The sequence below is a fragment of the Priestia sp. Y58 genome, from assembly GCF_029522095.1.
Taxonomy (GTDB): Bacteria; Bacillota; Bacilli; order Bacillales; family Bacillaceae_H; genus Priestia; species Priestia megaterium_E.
On record NZ_JAKWFL010000003.1, the window covers coordinates 627,700 to 648,928 of the forward strand.

The window sequence follows — 21,229 nt, forward strand, 5'->3', positions numbered from 1 at the left end:
AAGCCCTAGGGCTTTCTCTATTTTAATGTACGCAGCAGCTTCGGAAGCTCTGCGTAAATAGCCACTACTTCATCTACTTTCATCCGAACGAGTCCGCTTGAAGACGGGGCAACAAAATCCATTATTCCTGATACCATCGATTCCTCTTGTTTGCCCCACTTTACTTGCTTGCGTCTGCTGTACTGCTGATAAACGCCTTTTCCAACAAAACAAACGATTTTAGGCGTGTATGTAGCGATTTTTTTCTTTAAGATTTCTCTGCCTTCCGCATATTCTTCTTTTGTAATCTCATCAGCTGCCTTTGTAGGACGCTCTACAATATTTGTTAAACCGTATCCTAGCTGTAACAACGAGTGATCTTCCTCGGGATGGTATTTACGATCTGTTAAACCTGCTTTATGAAGAATCGTCCAGAAACGATTGGTTGGATTAGCAAAATGATGACCCGTTTCACCGGAACGGATGCTTGGATTAAAACCGACAAATAAAATATCTAAGTTGGGCTGTATATGATCAAAAATAGAGTTCATAGTCATACGCTCCTTACAATGTAAAAAGAAAACATCCAAATTGGATGTTTTCTTTTTACTATACCCTATTAAATACGAACTACGCGTCCGTTGAATTTTTGTTTCCAGTAGCCGCTGCTCATGTTTGCAATTGCAACACCTGTTGAGCTTTGAGCACCAATGAACTTGCCGCCTCCTACATAAATGCCAACGTGGCCGTCTTTTTTATATGTATCGAAGAAAACAAGATCGCCAGGCTGCATTTGACTAGAAGACACTTGTGTTCCAGCATGCTTTAACGTCTCTGTACTTACAGATCCAAGAGGTCCAAGGTTAACGCCTACTTGAGAATATGCCCAGTGTACAAATGACGAGCAGTCAAATAAACCGTGGCTAATATCAGACTGGCTGCGTCCTCCGCCAAATACGTAAGCAGAGTTTCCAATCCAGCGGTTTCCTACTGTTACAACATTGCTAGCTTTTGGAGCCGGAGCGCTTGTAGGTGCCACATCATTGCTGCTTGCTTTTGGTGCTTCTGCCTTAGCAGAAGATGAATCGGCTTTTTCAGCTGGCGCAGCCGCTGCTTTTTGAGCTTGTTCGGCTGCTTTCTTAGCTGCCTCTTTAGCCGCTTGTTCAGCTGCTTTTCTTGCTGCTTCTTCTGCAGCTTTTTGATCTTTAATATTTTGTTCAAGCGTAGACTGTTCATTTGCAAGAGAGCTGTCTTTTGCTTGTAGAGAAGCTTTTAGTTCTTCATTTTTTGCTTCTTTATCTTTTAGTTCTTTTGCCAGTGCATCTTTTTGTTTCTTTTGAGCTGCTAGCTGGACAGTCATTTCATCCAGTTCTGCCTTCATGTCTTCTAAGCTAGCAAGCTTAGATTTAACATCAGCTTGTTTTGTTTTTAATTCGTCTTGCATATTTTTAGTTTCTTTTAAAATACCACGGTCTGCATCTACAATAGTTGAAACAGCTAACGCGCGGTCTACAAAATCACTGAAGCTTGAAGAACCAAGTAGAACTTGTAAATACTCTACGTTACCGCCGCTTTCTTGCAGAGAACGTGCACGATCTTTTAAAATATCGTTTCGCTTTTCAAGTTTTTCTTGAAGCAGCTTAATTTCTTTTTCCAGCTGCTCTACTTGTTTAGACGTTTCTTTAATATCGGCTTCTGTTTTTTGGGCTTTTTTATTGTTTTCTTCTTCTGCTATTGTTAAGCGCTCAAGCTGTGCTTTCATTTGATCTTGCTCTGCTTGAAGGCGTGTTAATTCATCAGAAGCTGCTTTGATGTTAGATTGCACATCTTGACGCTGATTTTGAATTTGAGATTTTTGTGATTCCATATCCTGAATGGTAGAGGCATACGCTGGAGTTGATAAAACTCCTCCCAAGCCTAATAAAACCGTTGTGTTAAGTAAAAGCATTTTCTTTTTCAATATGAATTCCTCCGCTTTCTCGCTCTGTTAAACTAGTAATTTCTAATTATGTATCAATATGTATAAAAGTCTGACAATTTATGTAAAGTTCACTGTATTTGTCGATAAATAGCTAAATATGCTAATGAAAATCTACGAAAATTATACCACGATAAACGTTCAAAAAAAGAATAACAATATTACAATTGTATTTCAGTAATGTAACATTTAACGCTTGTGTATACATTCATCTTTCACCTGCAAAAATATACCTTTATATCCCTATTAAAACAAATAATCCACTGGGCTTTACACAGCACTGTTTTTAACATGATAAAATAGTCAATCAAGATTTTTTAAGATGGTTGGATATAAGTTATTGCTAAAAAGAACGTAACAATTTTTTAACATCCACGTCTGTTTTTTACCTTTTTCTACTATTTTTACAATATTTGAAAATGATTTTCTAAAATAGTAACAAATCTATGTTTATCTGTCGTTTGCACGTGTTTAAAAAAAGGGTGATAGGTAATTATCAAACAATATTCGACAACGTTTGGATGAAGTCATACAAAAGACCTTCTCGCGGTGAGGCGAGAAGGTCTTTTGTTAATCATGCTGCTGATAATAATGTTCTAAAGCTACAATTGCACTTCCCATTCTTTCTTGATCAGGAATAACAATACGATCTACTCCTTCTTCTTTTAAAGCAGCAGCGGTTACTTTTCCCACGGATACAGCTACTACAGAGCTTTTAAAGAGTTCTCGAATATGATCGGCTTGTCCGTGTTCTCTTGCAAACGAAAATAAAAATCGGGCTTGGGGAGCACTTGTGAAATTAACTGCATCAACTTTCCCGCTTATTAATTCGTTTATAAGCTGTTCCATGACTTCTGCTTTTGGAGGAATATGCTGATACGGTAAAATCTCTTTAAATTGGGCTTTTTGATTCGAAAGAAAATCAATCAATTTTGGTGCAGGATCTCCGTGAAGCTGAAGCGCTACATGCTTTCCTTCAAAAGAAAACGAATGAAGCGCCCTGACTAGTCCCGCTGTACTTCCATCATCATCTCGAACGGTTGGAGTAACACCGAGTTTTTTTAACATATTTACGGTTTTATACCCGCGCGCAGCAATATTGGCTGCTTGTAAAGAAGAAAGAAATTCATCCGCCAGTCCTAGCTTATCTGCTGTTTTATATAAAATTTCCGTCCCGACGCCTGTTGTAAAAATAAACCAATCATAATTTCCTTTTACCAGTTCTTTAATATCTGCTTCTAAGTGTGTGTCATCTAAAAAGATTGTTCCTTGTGCAGGTCGTACAAGCGGGGTCCCGCCAAGGTTTTCAACAATTTTGCTGATTTCTCCTACTTTACGCTGACCTACGAGTGCGACTGTTTTACCTTCTAATCGTTTCAATGGTCTACCTCCATTTTTCTATGTATGCTACTTTAATGATCCTTGATAACCGAGTTTTTCAGAAATTAGGCTCGCCGCTTCTGTTACTTTTTGAATAATGAACGGCAGTCTGTCCCCTTGAAATCTCGCTTCAATTCCCGCTACGCTAATGCCTGCAACTACTTCATTTTGATGATTTACAATCGGGGCGCTCACGGATGTTGTAAAGTTTTCTAATTCAGAGGTGCTAATGGTATACCCTTTTTCTTTTGCTTCTTTTAATACATTTCTTAGTTTCTTTTGATCTGTAATTGTTCCAATACCTATTGGATTTAGCTCCGTTTGAGTAATATACTCCTCTTGTTCTTTTTCGGGTAAATGCGCCAAGATAATGCGTGAACAAGCTCCTGCATAAAGAGGTGAACGCCTTCCAATTGATGTATAGAGGCGCACTGGATGAAGCGTATCTACTTTTTCAATATACATAGCTTCATTCCCATCTCGTACAATTAAATTAACCGCTTCTTCTACTTCGTCTCGGAGCGTTTCCATTACAGGCTTTGCGATATTTCTAATATCTAAGCGATTAGCCACTAGCTGACCAAATTGCAAGAATAAAAGTCCTAGCGAATAGTATCCTTGCTCATCTTTTGTTAAAAATCCCATTTCTTCAAGCGAACCAACCATCCGGTGCAAAGAAGTTTTTGGAACGCCTGAATATTCCATCATTTCTGTGAAGGTAAGCTTAGGGTGCTTGATAAAAAGCGTGAGAACCTGCATGGATTTAACGACTGTTTTATTGTTAGCTTGCATAAAACCTTCTCCCTTATTTGTGCGAATACATGTATTTGATAGACGTATAGCTTACTAGCTAATCATATGTTCTTTTTATTATACATGAAGAAAAAAAGGAAAGCACTCCCTTATAAGAGCACTTTCCTTTCTTACACCGTTTCTAGTTCTTTAATTGAAATAGGGTTACTTTCTAGAAATTTGGTTGTAAAATCCCCTTCTTTAAAAGAAGGATGGTTCAGTAATTCTAAATGAAAAGGAATGGTTGTATGAATGCCTATAATAATAAATTCTTCGAGCGCGCGTTTCATTCGTTGAATCGCTTCATTTCGATCTTTCCCCGTTACAATTAATTTCGCCACCATTGAATCATAAAAGGGGGAAATTTCATAGCCTGGGTAAACGGCGCTGTCTACACGAACTCCGTAGCCGCCAGGAGGTAAATACATCTCGACTTTTCCAGGAGAAGGCATAAAGTTTTTAGCCGGATTTTCTGCATTGATCCGACATTCAATTGCCCATCCCTTTAAGTGAATATCCTGCTGAGTAAATGATAGCGGGTAGCCTGCCGCTACTGAAATTTGTTCTTTAATTAAGTCAATGTTTGTTACAAGTTCTGTAACAGGGTGTTCAACTTGAATTCGCGTGTTCATTTCCATAAAGTAAAAATGCCCGTGCTTGTCTAACAGAAACTCAACTGTTCCGACACCTGTATAATCAACTGCTTTAGCTGCCGAGACTGCCGCTTTGCCCATTTTAGCACGAAGGTTTTCGTCTACCGCAGGAGATGGAGCTTCTTCTACCAATTTTTGATGACGGCGTTGAATCGAACAATCTCGTTCCCCTAAATGAACCACACTCCCTTCTTCATCAGCAATGATTTGAATTTCGATGTGTTTTGGCTCTTCTAGGTACTTTTCAAGATATACGCCGCCGTTTCCAAAGGCTGTTTCTGCTTCATGCTGAGCTTGACGAATTGCTTTTTCTAGCTCTTCTTCGCTATGAGCTAAACGCATTCCTTTTCCACCCCCGCCCGCTGTAGCTTTCACAATGATTGGATAGCCTATTTCTCGTGCTACTGGAATAGCTGAGCTGCTATCTTTAATCAGCCCTTCTGTTCCAGGTACAATAGGCACGCCTGCTTGTTTCATTGTATCTCGTGCTACAGCTTTTGCTCCCATTTTACGGATGGCTTCCGCTTTTGGACCAATAAAGGTAATATCATAGGATTCACACATCTCAGCAAAATCAGCATTTTCAGCTAAAAATCCATAGCCGGGATGAATAGCGTCTGCCTTGGTTACTTGCGCTACGGTAAGCAAATTACGAATGTTTAAGTAGCTTTCTTTAGAAGACGTTTTGCCAATACAAAATGACTCATCTGCTAGCTTCACGTGAAGTGCATCTTTGTCTGCTTCTGAATAAACCGCCACGGTTGCAATACCCATCTCTTTACAAGCTCGAATGATCCGAACTGCAATCTCACCGCGGTTTGCGATTAACACTTTTTTGAACATAGTGGCTCCTCCTGACAGTATGTATACTTTAGTATGATTTTACGGTAAATAGAGGCTGTCCAAACTCAACAACATCTCCGTCCTTCACAAGAATTTCAAGCACTTCTCCTTCCATTCCTGCATCTACTTCGTTAAACAGCTTCATCGCTTCAATTACACATACAACATCTTTACGTTCAATTGTTTGTCCTACTTGAACAAAAGGATCGGCATCTGCTTCTGGCTTAGCGTAAAAGGTTCCAACCATTGGTGATAAAATTTGCTTTTCAAGATTCTCTGCTGCGTTTACAGACATAGAATCTTGAGGCGCTTGCTCAGCGGCAGCGGCTTTTACTTCCACTGTTTTTACTTCTGTAACAGCTGTGTCTTCTAAAGGAATTCCTGCTTTATCAATGACAACTTTTGTTCCTTCGTGTTCAATATGGAGCTTTTGAATACCAGATTCATTCATTAATGAAACAACTTCTTGCAATTCACGTACGTTTATCATTTCTTGTCACTCCCGTTTTGTGTTATTTAGTTGACGCAAGGTTAATAGCAATCTTCAATTCTTGAAGCAGCTGTTCTTTTTCTAAATAGATTTTTTCTGCTTCATGAAGCGAAATATGAGAAAAGTAAATGGATTCTCCAGGTTTTACTTGAGCTAAAAGCGGTAAATCTGCTGTGATGACTTGAGCGATTTTAGGATATCCTCCTGTAGTTTGACGGTCTGCTAACAGGATAATGGGATTTCCATCTGGCGGGACTTGAACAGAACCTTGTGAGACGGCTTCAGACAATAGCTCTTTTTTTTCTTGAAGCTGAAGAGAAGGTCCATCCATTCGATAGCCCATTCGATCTGATTGATTTGATACTTTAAAGGGCTCTTTCATAAAATGACTTTTGCTTTCCGCTGTAAATAAATCAAATTGACTGCCATTCATAACACGGACACTTGGTTTCTTTGTAAAATGAACAAATTCTTTATAATTTACGGACCATGAAGAAGTATATACTCCGTTTATCAGTTCATTTGAAAGAAAAGCAGGCTTTGAAGCAGCAGGAACAGATAGAGGTAAAACGTCCTCTGTTTGTAATGCTCTTCCTTTATAGCCACCAATTTCGCCTCTCAAATACGTGCTTTTACTATTTAACACTTCATCAATAGAAAATCCTCCAGCTACAGATAGATAGGAACGACAACCGGTTCTACAAGGACCAAATGCTAAAGTGCTTCCTTTTGGAATAAATAAAGGTTTCCACATAGGTACTGGCTTTCCGTTGACCGAAGGAGTTAAATCTCCCCCTGTGATCGCTACTAAACAATCGCTTTCTATTTCAAGGGTAGGCCCCATTAGCGTAACTTCAAGTCCCGCTTCTTTTTCATCGTTACCAACTAGTAAATTAGCAATTCGGAGGGAATAAGAGTCCATTGCTCCGCTTACAATCACACCGTGCTGCTGAAATCCTCTTCTTCCTAAATCTTGAATGCTCGTTAATAAGCCGGCTTTACTTACTCGCATACTCATTTCCCCTCCTCCTTTGCTTTCATTTCTTGATACTCTTCTTTAGAGATAGGTTCGAATTTCACAATATCTCCAGCCTGCAGCAAACTTGGAGGATTTTGCTCCGGCAAAAACAATTTAACGGGCGTTTGACCAATTAACTGCCATCCTCCGGGAGTGGAAATAGGGTACACTCCTGTTTGCATTCCCGCAATACCAACCGAGCCGGCAGGAATAGAGGTGCGAGGAGACGACCGGCGAGGAGTAGCAATCTTTTCAGATAACCCTCCGAGAAATGGAAATCCAGGAGCAAATCCAATCATGTACGCTAAGTATTCGCCTTCAGAATGAATACTTATTACCTCTTCAGGTGTTAAGTTATGGTGACGAGCGACATATTCAAGGTCAGGTCCATACTCTCCTCCGTAGCAAACTGGAATGGAGACCGTACGATGGTCTAATTCTTTTTCTGTCTGTTCGTTTTCTAGTTTACTTTGAATGATAGAAGACACTACTTCAAAAGGAGAAACAAATTCCTTCTTCTGCTTTTTTCCCACGGCTGCTACAACTTCAAGAGGGTTGTAGAAAATTGTAAGATTTGTAAATGCCGGCACGCATTCAACAAATCCAGGGAAAGGATTTAATTCTATCGAATCTTTACACGTTTTAATTTGTTTATGAATGTCGTACTGAATGCTATCTCCAAACGTTATAACAAGCGCTGAGTCGCCAAGCGGAGAAATAACAGCCGACGCTTTTGTTACGGTTTGATTCATATCTACACCTCTTTCTTTTATAAAACACCTAGTTTTTCATCTCGAATATCTGTGATAAACATATGCCCCGGAGCATGTGTAATCATAATAGAAGGTTTTGTTGCCATTGCTACTGCTTGAGGAGTTACACCACAAGCCCAAAATACGGGCACTTCCCCTTCCTTAATCGAAACAGCATCACCAAAATCCGGAGAGTGCAGGTCTTGGATCCCTATTGCAGCCGGATCTCCAATGTGAACAGGCCCCCCGTGCACAGCTGGAAAACGTGAAGTTACTTGGGCTGCCCGTACTACATCTTGCTGAGGAATTGGACGCATACTAACCACCGTTGAGCCGTGAAATATTCCTGCTTCAGCGCATGGAATATTTGTTTTATACATAGAAACATTACAATTTTCTTCAATGTGACGAACAGGTATATCGTTGTTTAAAAGCGCGTACTCAAATGTAAAGCTGCAGCCGATAAGAAAAGCTACCATATCCTCTGTCCAATAGTCTGTAATATCAGTTACTTCTTTTACTAGTTCCCCATTTTCATAGATTCGATACTTTGGAATGTCTGTACGAATATCTCCAGATGGAGCCGCAAATTTTGGCACCGGAGATCCAACGTCTGTGACATCTAAAAGAGGACACGATTTAGGGTTACGCTGACAGAACAATAGAAAGTCAAAAGCTTGTTGCTTTGGTAAAATAGCTAAATTAGCTTGAGCATAGCCGTTTGCCATGCCTGCTGTTGGTTGAATAAGCTGATTGTTACGGATTTGCTGACGAAGTTCAGCTGGAGTTAGTTGTGAAAGGGTTGTCATGTTTCCATCTCCCATCATTGCCCGCACACAACTTACGTGCGGGCACATTGTTTTATTTAAATAATTGAGGAAGTTGATCCATTAACGTATAGCCGCCCATTAAAGCCATTACAATAACGACAAGTACACCAGAAATGGTAAGCCATAAAGGATGTTTATACTCGCCAACAATGCTTTTTTTGTACGCAGCGATTAGTAATGTTCCTAGAGCGATTGGCAAAATTAATCCATTGATTGCTCCAACTAAAAGAAGAACTTTTACAGGTTTTCCAATTAAGACAAACGACAGAGTTGAAATAATAATAAATCCAATAATAATCCAGTTTGAGTTTTTATTAAGTTTTTCACTAAACGTTTGAATAAACGAAACAGATGTATAAGCAGCTCCCACTACAGACGTAATAGCGGCAGACCACATAACAATACCAAAGATTTTATAACCGACGTTTCCTGCTGCGAGCTGAAACACGGATGCCGGAGGATTGGCTGGATCAATTTGTAAACCTTTAGACACAACGCCAAGTACAGCTAAAAACAAAGCGATTCGCATAACAGAAGTGATGAGAATTCCTGTTACAGAACTTTTGGTTACTTGAGGTAAAGAATCGATACCTTTTACGCCGGCATCTAAAAGACGATGTCCACCAGCAAAGGTGATATAACCACCGACTGTTCCTCCAACAAGCGTAACGATTGCAATAATGTCAATTTTGTCAGGAGCAAAAGTTTTCACTACAGCTTCTCCAACGGGAGGTGAAGTGGTAGCAGCTACATATAGCATCAGCCCAATCATGACAAAACCAGCAATTTGCGTGAAGCGATCCATTGCTTTTCCCGCTTCTTTTACAACGAAGATTAGCACGGCAATAACTGCACTAATTGCAGCTCCGGCTGTTGGAGAAATACCCGTAATCGCATTTAATCCAAGCCCGGCACCGGCAATATTTCCAATATTGAAAGCAAGTCCGCCAATAACAATTAAAATAGCGAGCACGTACCCTAATCCCGGAAATACCATGTTGGCGATTTCTTGTCCTCGTTTTTCAGAAACGGCAATAATTCTCCATACGTTGGTTTGAGCAAAGATATCAAGAATAATTGAAATTAAAATAACGAATCCGAAGCTTGCAGCTAAATTTTGTGTAAATACGGTAGTTTGAGTTAAAAATCCTGGTCCAATAGCCGATGTGGCCATTAAAAAAGCGGCTCCAAGCATTAACGTCCAGTTTACTTTAGGCGCAGCCGAAAGCTTTTGCTGAGGTGTTGATTTTTTAATTGGCTCCAATATCATCTTCCTCCTGATTATATGTAGTTTTTATTTTGAAATAGCCTTAACTACCACTTCTGATGCTCGTAAAGAACGGTTGACATGACGGGCAAATTCAAGTGCGTGAGCTCCGTCTCCATGGATGCAAATCGTATCTGCCTGCAATTCTACATCCTTGCCCTGCTGAGATTTTACCTTCCCTTCTTTCACCATTGTAATAACTTGAGAAACAGCTTCGTCATCATTTTCAATTAAAGCATTTGGTTCTGTGCGAGCAGTGAGAGAACCGTCTAACTGATAGGTACGGTCTGCAAATACTTCGTTAGCCGTTTTTAAACCAATTTTGTTACCTGCTTGAATCAGCTCACTTCCAGATAACCCAAACAAAATCAGCTCAGGATTTACGTTGTAAACAGCTTTTGCTATTGCTTCAGACAACGCTTTGTTTTTAGCAGCCATGTTATATAGTGCACCGTGAGGTTTTACATGCTGCATCGATAGCCCTTCTGCTTGCAAAAAACCGTTTAATGCCCCAATTTGATAGACCACAATATCGTAGGCTTCCTGAGGTGAAATATTCATGTTTCTGCGACCAAAACCAATAAGGTCCTGCAGACCAGGATGAGCCCCAATTTGCACTTTTTTTTCAGCGGCCAATTTTACCGTTTTTCTCATGACGCTCGGATCCCCTGCATGAAATCCACAGGCTACGTTCACAGACGTCACGTGCTCTAAAATGGATTCATCATTGCCAATACGATAAGCACCAAAGCTTTCCCCTAAATCACAGTTTAAATCTACTTTACTCAATGCATTCTTCCCCCTTAACCCCTTTAATGTAAGCGTAATCATTTGCAGATAGTAAATAAAATTCAAGCTTTATTATCTGCATCAATACTTTAAGTTCCGTTTTTCGGAACCGCAGTACCGTTTTTCAGTTATATTTGGATTTTAGCACGAGATGATGAATTGAACAACAACATTGTCAGAATATTTGACATAGTCATTATTTTCACTTGGATAATAATCCCTTATTTTATTGCTATCTTCTATCTATTGCCTTAATATAACGCAGCCGCTCAATGTCATTAGACGCAGTAAACAAACAGGTTGTCAGAAAAATTACTAGTTCAAAATAATCAAAATGAAATTTTCGTTGTAATCGTTTTCAAATAGGTGCTATATTTCAATTGTAGTCAATTTATGCAAACGATTGCAAAAAAGGGGATGAAACGATGAAAGGTAAAAAATGGACAGCTTTAGCTCTAACACTGCCGCTGGCTGCTAGCTTATCAACAGGCGTTCACGCCGAAACCGTACATAAAGGTAAAGCTCCAGCTGCAGATAAAAACGGTGTCTTTTATGAGGTGTATGTAAACTCTTTTTACGATGCAAATAAAGATGGACATGGTGATTTAAAAGGTCTTACACAAAAGCTGGACTATTTAAATGACGGAAATTCTCATACAAAGAATGATCTTCAAGTAAACGGGATTTGGATGATGCCAGTTAACCCTTCTCCTAGCTATCATAAATATGATGTAACGGACTATTATAACATTGATCCGCAGTACGGAAATCTGCAAGATTTTCGCAAGCTGATGAAAGAAGCAGACAAACGAGACGTAAAAGTCATTATGGACCTTGTTGTGAATCATACGAGCAGCGAACACCCTTGGTTTCAAGCTGCATTAAAAGATAAAAACAGCAAGTACAGAGATTACTATATTTGGGCTGATAAAAATACCGATTTGAATGAAAAAGGATCTTGGGGACAGCAAGTATGGCATAAAGCTCCAAACGGAGAGTATTTTTACGGAACGTTCTGGGAAGGAATGCCTGACTTAAATTACGATAACCCTGAAGTAAGAAAAGAAATGATTAACGTCGGAAACTTTTGGCTAAAGCAAGGCGTTGACGGCTTCCGCTTAGATGCTGCCCTTCATATCTTTAAAGGTCAAACGCCTGAAGGCGCTAAGAAAAATCTCCTGTGGTGGAATGAGTTTAGAGATGCAATGAAAAAAGAAAACCCTAACGTATATCTAACGGGTGAAGTATGGGATCAGCCGGAAGTAGTAGCTCCTTATTATCAATCGCTTGATTCCCTATTTAACTTTGATTTAGCAGGAAAAATTGTCAGCTCTGTAAAAGCAGGGAATGATCAAGGAATCGCCACTGCAGCAGCGGCAACGGATGAGCTGTTCAAATCATATAATCCAAATAAAATTGACGGAATTTTCTTAACCAACCATGACCAAAATCGCGTCATGAGTGAGCTGAGCGGCGATGTGAACAAAGCAAAATCAGCTGCTTCTATATTACTTACGCTTCCTGGAAATCCGTATATTTATTACGGTGAAGAAATTGGCATGACTGGTGAAAAGCCTGATGAGTTAATCCGTGAACCGTTCCGCTGGTACGAAGGAAACGGACTTGGACAAACTAGCTGGGAAACACCTGTATACAATAAAGGCGGCAACGGTGTGTCTGTAGAAGCACAAACCAAACAAAAGGACTCTTTGTTAAATCATTACCGTGAAATGATTCGCGTGCGCCAGCAGCATGAAGAGTTAGTAAAAGGAACGCTTCAATCTATTTCAGTAGACAGTAAAGAAGTTGTTGCTTATAGCCGCACATATAAAGGCAACTCCATTAGTGTGTATCACAATATTTCAAATCAACCTGTAAAAGTATCTGTAGCAGCGAAAGGTAAATTGATTTTTGCTAGTGAAAAAGGTGCTAAGAAAGTCAAAAATCAGCTTGTGATTCCGGCGAATACAACGGTTTTGATAAAATAATAGAAAACACCTTCGAGTGATTACCTGGTAATCACTTGAAGGTGTTTTTTCATAAAAAGTTAGCATGAGAACATCATCAGAAATTAGTGTAAACATAATTTCTACTGCTAATCTAATTAGTTCATAAATCTTCATAAATAATCTCTTTCTTTTCTTTATCATGAGGAAAAGGCAACGCAACATACATCGTTATCTTTTCTTTCTCACTTTCTGCCCATATTTCTCCTTGATGAAGTTCAACAATTCGTTTGGCAATGGAAAGACCAATGCCCGATCCTGCCACTTCGCTAGAACGTGCTTTATCCATTCGATAAAACTTATCAAACAGATGGCTTAATTCCTCAGAAGCAATTTGATCAGTTGTATTAGAAATACGTGCAATGACTTGTTTTTCGTTAGTATAGAGGACTATCTCAATATCTCCACTTTCATGACTGTATTTTTCAGCATTCGAAAGTAAATTATCGAAAACGCGAATCATTTTCTCAATATCTATGGAGATAAAAACAGCCTCATCAGGAATCTCTACTTTTACGGAAAGCCCACGATTTTCAAACATAGGGGTATACTCTCCTACAAGCTGATATAGGACTCCACCTAAGTCAACTTCTTGAAATTGCATGTCTACGTCAGGTAAAGACAACTTTGTATATTCGAATAGTTCATCCAATAAATTTTTCAATTTGAATGAAATGCCGTAGGTAGTCTGAATGTATCTTTCCAGCTCCTCACTATTTTTATACTGTTTATCTTTCAAGAGTGTTAGATATCCAATAATAGAGGTCAATGGAGTTCGTAAATCATGCGAGAGATTCGTAATTAATTCATTTTTTGCTTGTTCAACTTTACGTTCTTTTTCAAACCTTTTCCGCATTTGTTGAGTCATCCAATTGATGTTTTTAGCTAAGAATGACAGTTCATTTTTACCTTTCACGGGAATGGAATACGTCCAATCTTTGTTCACAATCCTGTTGATTCCCTCTTCAATCTGCTTAATATACCGTGTAATAGGCCTTGTCCATAATAGAAACAAGACAAAGAAGATGAGCACACTACCTCCAAGTCCCATATAGACTTGATAAATATATCTATTCGGACTAAAAATAGGATCAAAAGAAGGCCCTTCAATAATGAGGTATCCGATATCACCTTGAAGGGAAAGGAGCGATATAAAAGAAGAATAATGTGTATTAAATGATTCATTGCCCGTGGGTTCATCTGCAAGCTTTTGCTTAAGTAAATATTGTATATTGGTATTTTTTATCTTTTGGTTATTTGAATGAAAAAGAACGTCTCCTTTGGCATTTGCTACTAAGAACCCTAAATTAGGATGAGCATCCGTTATAGGATTTAGCATTGAAGCAATGTTATCTATATCATCTAAGCTCATGCGCTTCTCTTCCAAGGAATGAGTGAGTTGGGCAAGGAGCTTTCTAATGGTCTCTTCCTCTTTTTGTTGCTCTATTTGTTGGTTACGAATATCCCCAAATTGAGGATTGATAAAGATAAAAAGAAAAAAGCTAAAAATAGATATGACCAAGGAGAGAATAAAGATAAGGAATAACTTTGTGTTCAAATTGACTGATGGGCGTCCAATCTTATCTGCATTATTTTTTGTTTTCATGCTTTATAGCCTACGCCCCATACTGTCTGAATATAGATTGGTTTTTTAGGATTCTCTTCTATCTTGTCTCTGATTTTTGTCATATGGACCATAATCGTATTATCCGACTTATAAAAGGGTTCTTTCCATACAGTTTCATAAATCTGTTGAATACTAAATACTTGTCCTTGATGCTGAAGTAACAAAGAGAGAATTTGAAATTCTTTAGGAGTTAGACGCACCTCCCGATCTCTTACAAACACTTCATTTGTTCTTCCATCTACTTTTAAGTCTCCCTTTTCTAAGAAGTTGGAAGAAACCTCTCTTTCAGGGGGCATATAGTATCGACGAAGTTGAGATTTTACACGCGCCATCAGTTCTAATGGGTTAAAGGGCTTTGTAACATAGTCTTCTGCTCCACTGGCCAGACCATGAATTTTATCCATGTCTTCTGATTTAGCTGATAAAAAAATAATGGGCATGGTATATTCTTCTCTGATTTTCAAGCAAGTATCTATCCCATTCATCCCTGGCATCATCACATCTAGAATAATCAGGTCAATTTTTTGTTTTTTTAACATATCCATAGCTGTTGCAGCATCCGGTACATCTACTACTTGATATCCTTCATTTTTTAAATAAATGGACATAATATTTCTAATTTCAGCTTCATCGTCGACAATAAGGATGGTTCTTTCTGACATGTTTCTTCACTCTTTCTATTCTTAAATTCAATATAAACTAGAGAAAAGGAGTAGGATTAGTTATTACATACGAATACATAAGCTGGTGGAACATTTCTATACACTTTTTCATACTGAATCGTAGTAAAAAAGGATTCAAAGAAAGAGCGTTTTACTTTTGAATACTGGAATGTAATGAACTTGCCTTCTGGTCCCAGCAAAGATCCTGTCTCATTTAAAATCTGTGTAGAAATAGTTCCAGGTAAGCTTGTAAAAGGCAATCCAGATACGATATAGTCTACTTTTTCAATGCCATATTGTTTTAAATAGTCACTTATATTCTCAGCAGAGTCATGAATAATGTACACATTCTCGATATGTCCATATTTCTTCTCTAATATGTTATAGAATGTTTCATTGGCTTCTATCGCTAAGAAAATGGTGTCTTTCCGTTTATTTTGAACAATTTCTTCTGTAAATACGCCTGTTCCTGGACCATATTCAATGATACACGTTATTTCCTCAAATGGTATAGGCTTCATCATTTTCTTAGCTAATGATTTAGAGCTCGGCATAATAGCTCCAACTGCACGCGGGTGTCTCATATATTCTTGAATGAAATGCATGGCATTCATCTATTTCTCCTCGTTTCTTCAGGTGATAGGTTATAAACAGTAGTTTAATGCTAAAATCTTAATACGATACGAGGAAAAACCTTAACAATTCTTAAGAAATACTTATGAAAAGATAACTTTTATAAAGAATCTAAAAATAAGCGTGATATGCTGTTCTTAAGAACGGGATACCATTGGCTCTTTTCTTTTAAGAACTAACGGTACCCCTTTTTTGATTTTATAACTGTTAACATAAAACATTTTATCGGAAATCTAAATATAAAAATAAAGCCTCTTCTAGAAGTAGAGGCTTATTAAGCTTACCTTTAAAACTGTATACATTAAATCTGATTAGGTTTTAGAACCTTTGCATAAATACAGGTGTCTCTCAAGTCTAACCCAGTAGCTGATACATCATCATTTTCTAAAATACCTTCTAGCCTAAACCCTAGTCTTTCAGGTATAGCACGACTTTTAATATTACTTGAGTCACATTTAATTTCTAACCTTTTGGCCCCTAATTCTTTTAGAGCAAAATTCATAATTCCTTCAACAGCTTCAGTCATGTATCCTTTCTTACTAAAGCGAGAATTAATCCAGTAACCAATTTCAAATTTAGGAACATTCCAATTTATACGATGTAAACCAGAAGATCCAACGAAGTCACCCGTCTCTTTGAGAAAAATTAAAAGCCTTAAGTCTTCTCTTTGTAAAAACTCTGTATGAGATTTTCGAATACTTATTTCTGCTTCTTCTACGGTTTGCTTATTTTTAGCAAAAGGCAGCCATGGTTTTAATTCTTCAATAGATTCATTTATTGCTTGAGATACAACTTTTCCATCCCCAGGAAGAGGCAGTCTTATAAAGAGCCTTTCAGTATAAAACTTCGTAGGGAAATCTAATAACAGTGGATTCACTTAAACACTCCCCAACTTTTCTTCATTTATTAAAATAAGTCTATATTATTAATAAAAAAATGCAAAGAAAGCATATATATGATGTGCATTGCTAGTTTACATAGTCACAGTTATCCGTAGAAAAAGTACTTGAATTAATTCAAGTACTTTACAAATAGAATCTTATCTTGATTTGGTTTATTCCCCTGTTCAATTTCAAAACCCATTTTAGTATGATAAGCAATTGAAGCTTTATTCACAGGAGAAGTCACACAGCGAACAATATTGCGGCCATTTTGTTTAATTACATCGAAAAATTGATTATATAATTGTTTCCCAATACCTTTTCCCCTGTACTCCGGATCGATTCCAACAAAGTGAATATATGCTTCATTCGAGTAGGATTGAGATAAGAATCCAATTAAAAAACCTATGATTTTACCTTCTTCTTCAACAATAAAGCTAGTATTTTTAAAATGATCAAAAAAAAGCTTTGGCAACAAGTCAGACATTTGTCTTCCATTCCACCAATCGTTAATTAACGGAGATATTATATAATAATCTGATCCTTTCACTAAACGAATTGTCATTGTGATCTCTCCCTAATTTATTTATGAATTCACTTAAATTGATGCTATCACAGGAAGAAAATGTTATGTTGTTCTTTCTCTTTTTTTTTAATAAATTCCAATGTGAAAAGTGAATAGAATATACAAAATCAGTTTACATAATGTTTTTTTATGGGCAGCAATAAAGAGCTTGGATCAATTGATCCAAGCTCTTTACCAGTTATACCAAATAAAAATTCCGACTATAATTAAAGGCACACAGGCCATTAAGACTCCATAAAGCGAGAACTCGAATTTCTCTGGGTTACCCATATAAGATCTTATCCCTGCTCTATCTAGGCTAGGCTTTTCAATTTCCGATTCCTCTTTCTCTTTATCAGACATACTAATCCACTCCTCCATCAGGAAATAAAATTCCAGTTAAAATAATTACTAATCTAGAAATCATGTATTCTATACATATTTTTAATGTTGTAAGCAACTTTTTATAACTGTCCGGCTACTGATAACAGTAAAATTAAAAGAATCACAAATACTAATAAAATTGAGCCTCCTATTATTAGCAAAGTCTTTTTGGTGTTTAAGTTGTAAGCTTTTCGTAGGAATAATCCAAGAAAAGTTATCGCTAAAAACATGGACCAAAACCCTAGCCACTCTAGATGTATATATTCTAAAATTGAAAAATTAAATATAAATGGCATAAAAAGAAATTCGTGCAAAAAAAGAAATGTAAAAAATATAAATAAAAAAAGGTATGTAACAGATGACAAGCTTTTAAACAAGTTTATTTCCTCTTTCCTAAACAACATTAGAAGTTATATAAACTAGATAATATTGCTTTATTATTTCTCTTCCTTTCTAATTAATTTTACCATAAAAGGTATTTAGAGGTAATTTATTAGTGTATATACCGTGCATTTTTAGTTACCATAATCCATATTACAGGAACCAAAAAGCTGAAAGAGCCCAATAGTTGGTCTTTCAGCTTTTACTTTTATTAATTAAGTTAACCTCCAAGGAACGTAACATATAAATACCATTTCTTCTAATTCTGGTCGTACAGTAGCTTCTTCATGAAAAAAATAGCCATGTTTATATACTAAGCCTATCCTTTTCTCGCTTAAAAAATTAAGTATTCCATCTGCTTCTTTATTTCTCCAAAGTTGTAATTCCTCATTTTTTAAATAATTGACCATTAAATTATTAGAAATATCTTCTTCAGAAAATAAAATAACTGTATCCGAACTTTCGTTAAATAGATCAAGAGTGAATTGTTCCTCATCATACTTAGTTAAGTTTTTATAAAAGTATTTAATAGTTCGAATCTCTTCTGATACAAAAGGTGTGTAATCCTTTTCGTCTTTCACATAAGAATAGTTTAACTCTTTAAATCCCTTCTTTTGAAGGTTTCTTTCGCATAACAGTTTTTGTATTTTACTGTGGCCCTCAATAGGCTTCAAAATATAAAAATAGTGACCTTTATTATTCAAAAACGAGAATAGCTTATTTTTGTTAATTAGATATCTATTTATTAGTCGCATTGCCTCAATGTTATTATCAAATTTGTAGTCCCACTTATAAGCCCCCACGTTGGATACAGGTTCATATTTAGCTAAAAACCATTTATTATTTGCAATCATCTCTACATTTCCCTTTACAAGCTTTATATTTCGCCATCTAAATAGACTAAATGACAGGTTTATTCTCTTTTAATTATATATCAAAACTGAGTTAGAAAACTTGAATATTCTATACATTTCTAGTTAACATAATCACTATTTCCGGAAGACAACACAAAAAAGAACCCTTGTCGCAGAACGGTTCCGCCGAGGGTTCTTTTTCCGGAGTATGCAGCTTTTTATACATCCTTGATAGACCAACGTTTTTTCAGTAAGCGATTAGTGAAAGAATGTATAAAAAGTGCACCTTTTATTCATATGCTTGTACGGTAAAATATAGTCTATATGGAGACTGAACCCCAAAAAGAATTGATATTTAACATAAGTTTCATTAAAAGAAATACTTACTCATGCCATTTTTAAATATAGGTAGGGTCTTAGTCACTAGCTCTTCTGGTGAAATAGGTCTTCCATCCTTATTCCATGAGTATGTAGCTCCGTATATACTCCAACTCAGTATAGTAGATAGGGTCGTTACCAATTGTTTGTCCTCTAATACAATAGTATTTTTAGTGCCTTTTAGCACAAGATCAGCTATTAGCTTTTGTAACTCTTCTTTAATTTTACTTTCTATAATAGTTCCTAAAGAATTGTAACCTTTAGGACATAAGTCACTTAACTCTTTATGGTGATCACACATGGCTAGAAAAACATTTGCAATGACTTCTTCATTGAATCCCTCGTGACCATTCAGTCCTTTTTTCAATTTGTCTGTAAAAGTATTCGTGATAGTGGAATGTAATAAATCAAATTTATCGTCAAAGTGCGCATAAAATGTAGCGCGGTTAATAGTAGCCTTTTCAGTGATATCACGTACCGTTATATTGTTGAAATCTTTTTCACTAGCTAACGAGATAAAAGAGTCTACAATCAATTGTCTTGTACGAAGTATTCTCGGATCTTTTTTTTGCATAATCAGTTTTTTCTTCTCCTTTTTAGGCTACACAATGGTGTTTAAAAACGACAATTCAATAGAAGTGTTGTGTAAACAACATATTAGCCATTTTGGTGGTTGTTAATAGTTCTTTTTCATCTTATCATCAATTATACAACGCGCGTTGCTTAAATAACACATGTTTTTGTGGAAGGTTTTCGATCAAGTAAATTGTTGTGATCATTCAGAATCACACCCAAAAGATTGAAAATGCGATTGGTTCTTAATAAATAAAGTAGTACCTATCGTAACAAATGAACTCTCTTAGAAAAAAGAATTAGCTAAGAAGTTATGGAGGGAATTATATTATGAAAAATATTGTAATTGTTGGGGCAGGACCAGGATTAGGAATGTCTATTGCGAAGAAGTTCGGAAAAAACGGATTTCGTGTAGCGCTTATAGCCCGTAATGAAGAAAAGTTGAATCAACTGGTTATTGAACTAGAACAATTAGGCATTGAAGCAGCATCATTTCAAGCTGATATATTAAATAAAGACCAAATTAGTTTAGCTTTCGCAACGATCAAAGAGAAATACGGATTTATTGACGTGGTTGAATACAGTCCAACTCCAAGTATCGATACAGTAACAAACGCATTAGATGTAACAGAAGAAAATGCGCTATACCAATTTCAATTCAACGTTTTAGGTGCGATATCGAGCATTCGAGAAGTGCTTCCGGATATGTTGGATAAACAAAGTGGAGCTCTGTTATTTACGACAGGTGGAGCCGCAGTCAATCCAGTACCAATGATGGGCAATGTCGGAATTGCAGTTTCCGGTCTTCGTAATTATATCTTCAATTTGAATAGTGAATTAAAGGACAAAGGTATTTATGCAGGGCACATTTCGATTGGAATCTGGATGCAGCCGAATTCGGGAGTTCAAGACAAAATCGCCGACATTTGGTACGACATGTACACCAAAAGAGATCGAGTCGAAGAATTTATTACGGGAGATAAAGTATGAATCGGGTAGATTAAAAATCAATCATCTCGGGTATAAATCTGGCATCGATCACCAAAAAGGTAGCCGTTTTTGATGTGAGAAACGGCTACGCTGATCCAGGAACAGAAATGGGTGGATTAACCCCAACTCTACATGTAGAGTTGGGGTTAATCCGTTTTTATATGTCCGTACATGTATTTTATTTGCTATGATAATTACTTTAACGTCTTGTAATAGAATTTAATATATCGTTCGCAAAAGAATACCTTTACGAACGATTAGTTTGTATAAAAAAATTATTATTCTCAGCGTTCGTTTAAATTCGAAAACAGTTTACGAACGTTCTTTAAAATACATGTAGTTTTACGAACGTTTATAACAAGGTAATAGCTTGAAAAGTCTACTTCCTATAATCAAACTTATGGTGCGACAAGAAGTCGCTTTCTTACAGTGTAGCTAATGCTACTCATCTAGACGCAAAGATGATCTCCATCCGAAACGGCATTCTTGGTAACGAGTCTGTCGGTTGCATGAGGAAATGCGGA

The 21,229-nt window shown here is 37.0% G+C and carries 21 protein-coding genes; 2 read left to right on the forward strand and 19 right to left on the reverse strand.

All coding sequences use genetic code 11. The features are described 5' to 3' along the window. Window positions 1–17: 17 nt before the first annotated feature. The 11 genes from mug to pxpA all read right to left on the reverse strand — a co-directional run bounded on the left by mug (window position 18) and on the right by pxpA (window position 10,771). On the reverse strand, window positions 18–530 hold the full coding sequence (gene mug / locus MMB68_RS13225) for a G/U mismatch-specific DNA glycosylase (RefSeq protein ID WP_251393571.1): 513 nt from the start codon (window positions 528–530) through the stop codon (window positions 18–20). Between the two features lie 68 nt (window positions 531–598). Continuing rightward, window positions 599–1,939 carry a coiled-coil domain-containing protein gene (locus MMB68_RS13230; protein WP_277447797.1) on the reverse strand — a complete coding sequence of 447 codons (1,341 nt, stop codon included), beginning with the start codon at window positions 1,937–1,939 and terminating at the stop codon, window positions 599–601. Between the two features lie 588 nt (window positions 1,940–2,527). Beyond that, entirely contained in the window at window positions 2,528–3,337 is an 810-nt protein-coding gene (locus MMB68_RS13235) for a uroporphyrinogen-III synthase (RefSeq protein ID WP_221783373.1), read from the reverse strand. Window positions 3,338–3,364: 27 nt separating this feature from the next. Further along, complete coding sequence (locus MMB68_RS13240; protein WP_221783374.1) at window positions 3,365–4,129, reverse strand: IclR family transcriptional regulator; 765 nt, start codon at window positions 4,127–4,129, stop codon at window positions 3,365–3,367. Window positions 4,130–4,260: 131 nt separating this feature from the next. After that, window positions 4,261–5,625 (reverse strand): acetyl-CoA carboxylase biotin carboxylase subunit, encoded by a 1,365-nt coding sequence (gene accC / locus MMB68_RS13245; RefSeq protein WP_221783375.1) that lies wholly within the window; start codon window positions 5,623–5,625, stop codon window positions 4,261–4,263. Window positions 5,626–5,653: 28 nt separating this feature from the next. Beyond that, window positions 5,654–6,115, reverse strand: a complete 462-nt coding sequence (accB, locus tag MMB68_RS13250) for an acetyl-CoA carboxylase biotin carboxyl carrier protein (RefSeq protein WP_221783377.1) — start codon at window positions 6,113–6,115, stop codon at window positions 5,654–5,656. 22 nt (window positions 6,116–6,137) lie between these two features. Next, window positions 6,138–7,133 (reverse strand): 5-oxoprolinase subunit C family protein, encoded by a 996-nt coding sequence (locus MMB68_RS13255; RefSeq protein WP_221783379.1) that lies wholly within the window; start codon window positions 7,131–7,133, stop codon window positions 6,138–6,140. Beyond that, complete coding sequence (gene pxpB / locus MMB68_RS13260; RefSeq protein WP_221783381.1) at window positions 7,130–7,885, reverse strand: 5-oxoprolinase subunit PxpB; 756 nt, start codon at window positions 7,883–7,885, stop codon at window positions 7,130–7,132. The genes MMB68_RS13255 and pxpB overlap by 4 nt, the downstream gene beginning before the upstream one ends. A 17-nt stretch (window positions 7,886–7,902) precedes the next feature. After that, window positions 7,903–8,694: a putative hydro-lyase gene (locus MMB68_RS13265; protein WP_221783383.1), complete on the reverse strand. Its 792-nt coding sequence runs from the start codon at window positions 8,692–8,694 to the stop codon at window positions 7,903–7,905. A 52-nt stretch (window positions 8,695–8,746) separates the two neighbouring features. Continuing rightward, entirely contained in the window at window positions 8,747–9,985 is a 1,239-nt protein-coding gene (locus MMB68_RS13270) for an NRAMP family divalent metal transporter (protein WP_042992114.1), read from the reverse strand. Window positions 9,986–10,009: 24 nt separating this feature from the next. Continuing rightward, window positions 10,010–10,771: a 5-oxoprolinase subunit PxpA gene (pxpA, locus tag MMB68_RS13275; protein WP_277447791.1), complete on the reverse strand. Its 762-nt coding sequence runs from the start codon at window positions 10,769–10,771 to the stop codon at window positions 10,010–10,012. Window positions 10,772–11,196: 425 nt separating this feature from the next. Between pxpA and MMB68_RS13280 the strand changes: the two genes are divergently transcribed. Beyond that, the gene (locus tag MMB68_RS13280; RefSeq protein WP_277548963.1) at window positions 11,197–12,759 is read left to right on the forward strand and encodes an alpha-amylase family glycosyl hydrolase; all 1,563 of its coding nucleotides are present in this window, start codon (window positions 11,197–11,199) and stop codon (window positions 12,757–12,759) included. Between the two features lie 121 nt (window positions 12,760–12,880). Here the strand turns inward: MMB68_RS13280 and MMB68_RS13285 are convergent, their stop codons facing one another. The 8 genes from MMB68_RS13285 to MMB68_RS13320 form a co-directional block, all read right to left on the reverse strand. Beyond that, window positions 12,881–14,383, reverse strand: coding sequence for an ATP-binding protein (locus MMB68_RS13285; RefSeq protein ID WP_277548965.1), 1,503 nt, complete (start codon window positions 14,381–14,383; stop codon window positions 12,881–12,883). After that, window positions 14,380–15,066, reverse strand: a complete 687-nt coding sequence (locus MMB68_RS13290) for a response regulator transcription factor (RefSeq protein WP_277548967.1) — start codon at window positions 15,064–15,066, stop codon at window positions 14,380–14,382. The genes MMB68_RS13285 and MMB68_RS13290 overlap by 4 nt, the downstream gene beginning before the upstream one ends. Before the next feature lie 56 nt (window positions 15,067–15,122). Then, complete coding sequence (locus tag MMB68_RS13295) at window positions 15,123–15,680, reverse strand: class I SAM-dependent methyltransferase (RefSeq protein ID WP_221783392.1); 558 nt, start codon at window positions 15,678–15,680, stop codon at window positions 15,123–15,125. A 320-nt stretch (window positions 15,681–16,000) separates the two neighbouring features. After that, window positions 16,001–16,576, reverse strand: coding sequence for a GNAT family N-acetyltransferase (locus MMB68_RS13300; RefSeq protein ID WP_221783394.1), 576 nt, complete (start codon window positions 16,574–16,576; stop codon window positions 16,001–16,003). Between the two features lie 134 nt (window positions 16,577–16,710). After that, window positions 16,711–17,145: a GNAT family N-acetyltransferase gene (locus MMB68_RS13305; RefSeq protein WP_221783396.1), complete on the reverse strand. Its 435-nt coding sequence runs from the start codon at window positions 17,143–17,145 to the stop codon at window positions 16,711–16,713. 192 nt (window positions 17,146–17,337) lie between these two features. Beyond that, window positions 17,338–17,508, reverse strand: coding sequence for a hypothetical protein (locus MMB68_RS13310; RefSeq protein ID WP_157862161.1), 171 nt, complete (start codon window positions 17,506–17,508; stop codon window positions 17,338–17,340). 617 nt (window positions 17,509–18,125) lie between these two features. Then, window positions 18,126–18,764 (reverse strand): hypothetical protein, encoded by a 639-nt coding sequence (locus MMB68_RS13315; protein ID WP_221812808.1) that lies wholly within the window; start codon window positions 18,762–18,764, stop codon window positions 18,126–18,128. Between the two features lie 370 nt (window positions 18,765–19,134). Next, window positions 19,135–19,716, reverse strand: a complete 582-nt coding sequence (locus MMB68_RS13320) for a TetR/AcrR family transcriptional regulator (RefSeq protein ID WP_221780053.1) — start codon at window positions 19,714–19,716, stop codon at window positions 19,135–19,137. A gap of 329 nt (window positions 19,717–20,045) precedes the next feature. Between MMB68_RS13320 and MMB68_RS13325 the strand changes: the two genes are divergently transcribed. Next, window positions 20,046–20,705, forward strand: a complete 660-nt coding sequence (locus MMB68_RS13325; protein ID WP_221780054.1) for an SDR family NAD(P)-dependent oxidoreductase — start codon at window positions 20,046–20,048, stop codon at window positions 20,703–20,705. Window positions 20,706–21,229 lie beyond the last annotated feature (524 nt).

Bases quoted from the DNA above. Each gene is read 5' to 3' on its own strand.
- mug (WP_251393571.1), bottom strand. From the start codon at position 530: ATGAACTCTATTTTTGATCATATACAGCCCAACTTAGATATTTTATTT.
- MMB68_RS13240 (WP_221783374.1), bottom strand. From the start codon at position 4,129: ATGCAAGCTAACAATAAAACAGTCGTTAAATCCATGCAGGTTCTCACG.
- accC (WP_221783375.1), bottom strand. From the start codon at position 5,625: ATGTTCAAAAAAGTGTTAATCGCAAACCGCGGTGAGATTGCAGTTCGG.
- accB (WP_221783377.1), bottom strand. From the start codon at position 6,115: ATGATAAACGTACGTGAATTGCAAGAAGTTGTTTCATTAATGAATGAA.
- MMB68_RS13255 (WP_221783379.1), bottom strand. From the start codon at position 7,133: ATGAGTATGCGAGTAAGTAAAGCCGGCTTATTAACGAGCATTCAAGAT.
- pxpB (WP_221783381.1), bottom strand. From the start codon at position 7,885: ATGAATCAAACCGTAACAAAAGCGTCGGCTGTTATTTCTCCGCTTGGC.
- MMB68_RS13265 (WP_221783383.1), bottom strand. From the start codon at position 8,694: ATGACAACCCTTTCACAACTAACTCCAGCTGAACTTCGTCAGCAAATC.
- MMB68_RS13270 (WP_042992114.1), bottom strand. From the start codon at position 9,985: ATGATATTGGAGCCAATTAAAAAATCAACACCTCAGCAAAAGCTTTCG.
- MMB68_RS13280 (WP_277548963.1), top strand. From the start codon at position 11,197: ATGAAAGGTAAAAAATGGACAGCTTTAGCTCTAACACTGCCGCTGGCT.
- MMB68_RS13285 (WP_277548965.1), bottom strand. From the start codon at position 14,383: ATGAAAACAAAAAATAATGCAGATAAGATTGGACGCCCATCAGTCAAT.
- MMB68_RS13290 (WP_277548967.1), bottom strand. From the start codon at position 15,066: ATGTCAGAAAGAACCATCCTTATTGTCGACGATGAAGCTGAAATTAGA.
- MMB68_RS13295 (WP_221783392.1), bottom strand. From the start codon at position 15,680: ATGAATGCCATGCATTTCATTCAAGAATATATGAGACACCCGCGTGCA.
- MMB68_RS13305 (WP_221783396.1), bottom strand. From the start codon at position 17,145: ATGACAATTCGTTTAGTGAAAGGATCAGATTATTATATAATATCTCCG.
- MMB68_RS13310 (WP_157862161.1), bottom strand. From the start codon at position 17,508: ATGTCTGATAAAGAGAAAGAGGAATCGGAAATTGAAAAGCCTAGCCTA.
- MMB68_RS13315 (WP_221812808.1), bottom strand. From the start codon at position 18,764: ATGATTGCAAATAATAAATGGTTTTTAGCTAAATATGAACCTGTATCC.
- MMB68_RS13320 (WP_221780053.1), bottom strand. From the start codon at position 19,716: ATGCAAAAAAAAGATCCGAGAATACTTCGTACAAGACAATTGATTGTA.
- MMB68_RS13325 (WP_221780054.1), top strand. From the start codon at position 20,046: ATGAAAAATATTGTAATTGTTGGGGCAGGACCAGGATTAGGAATGTCT.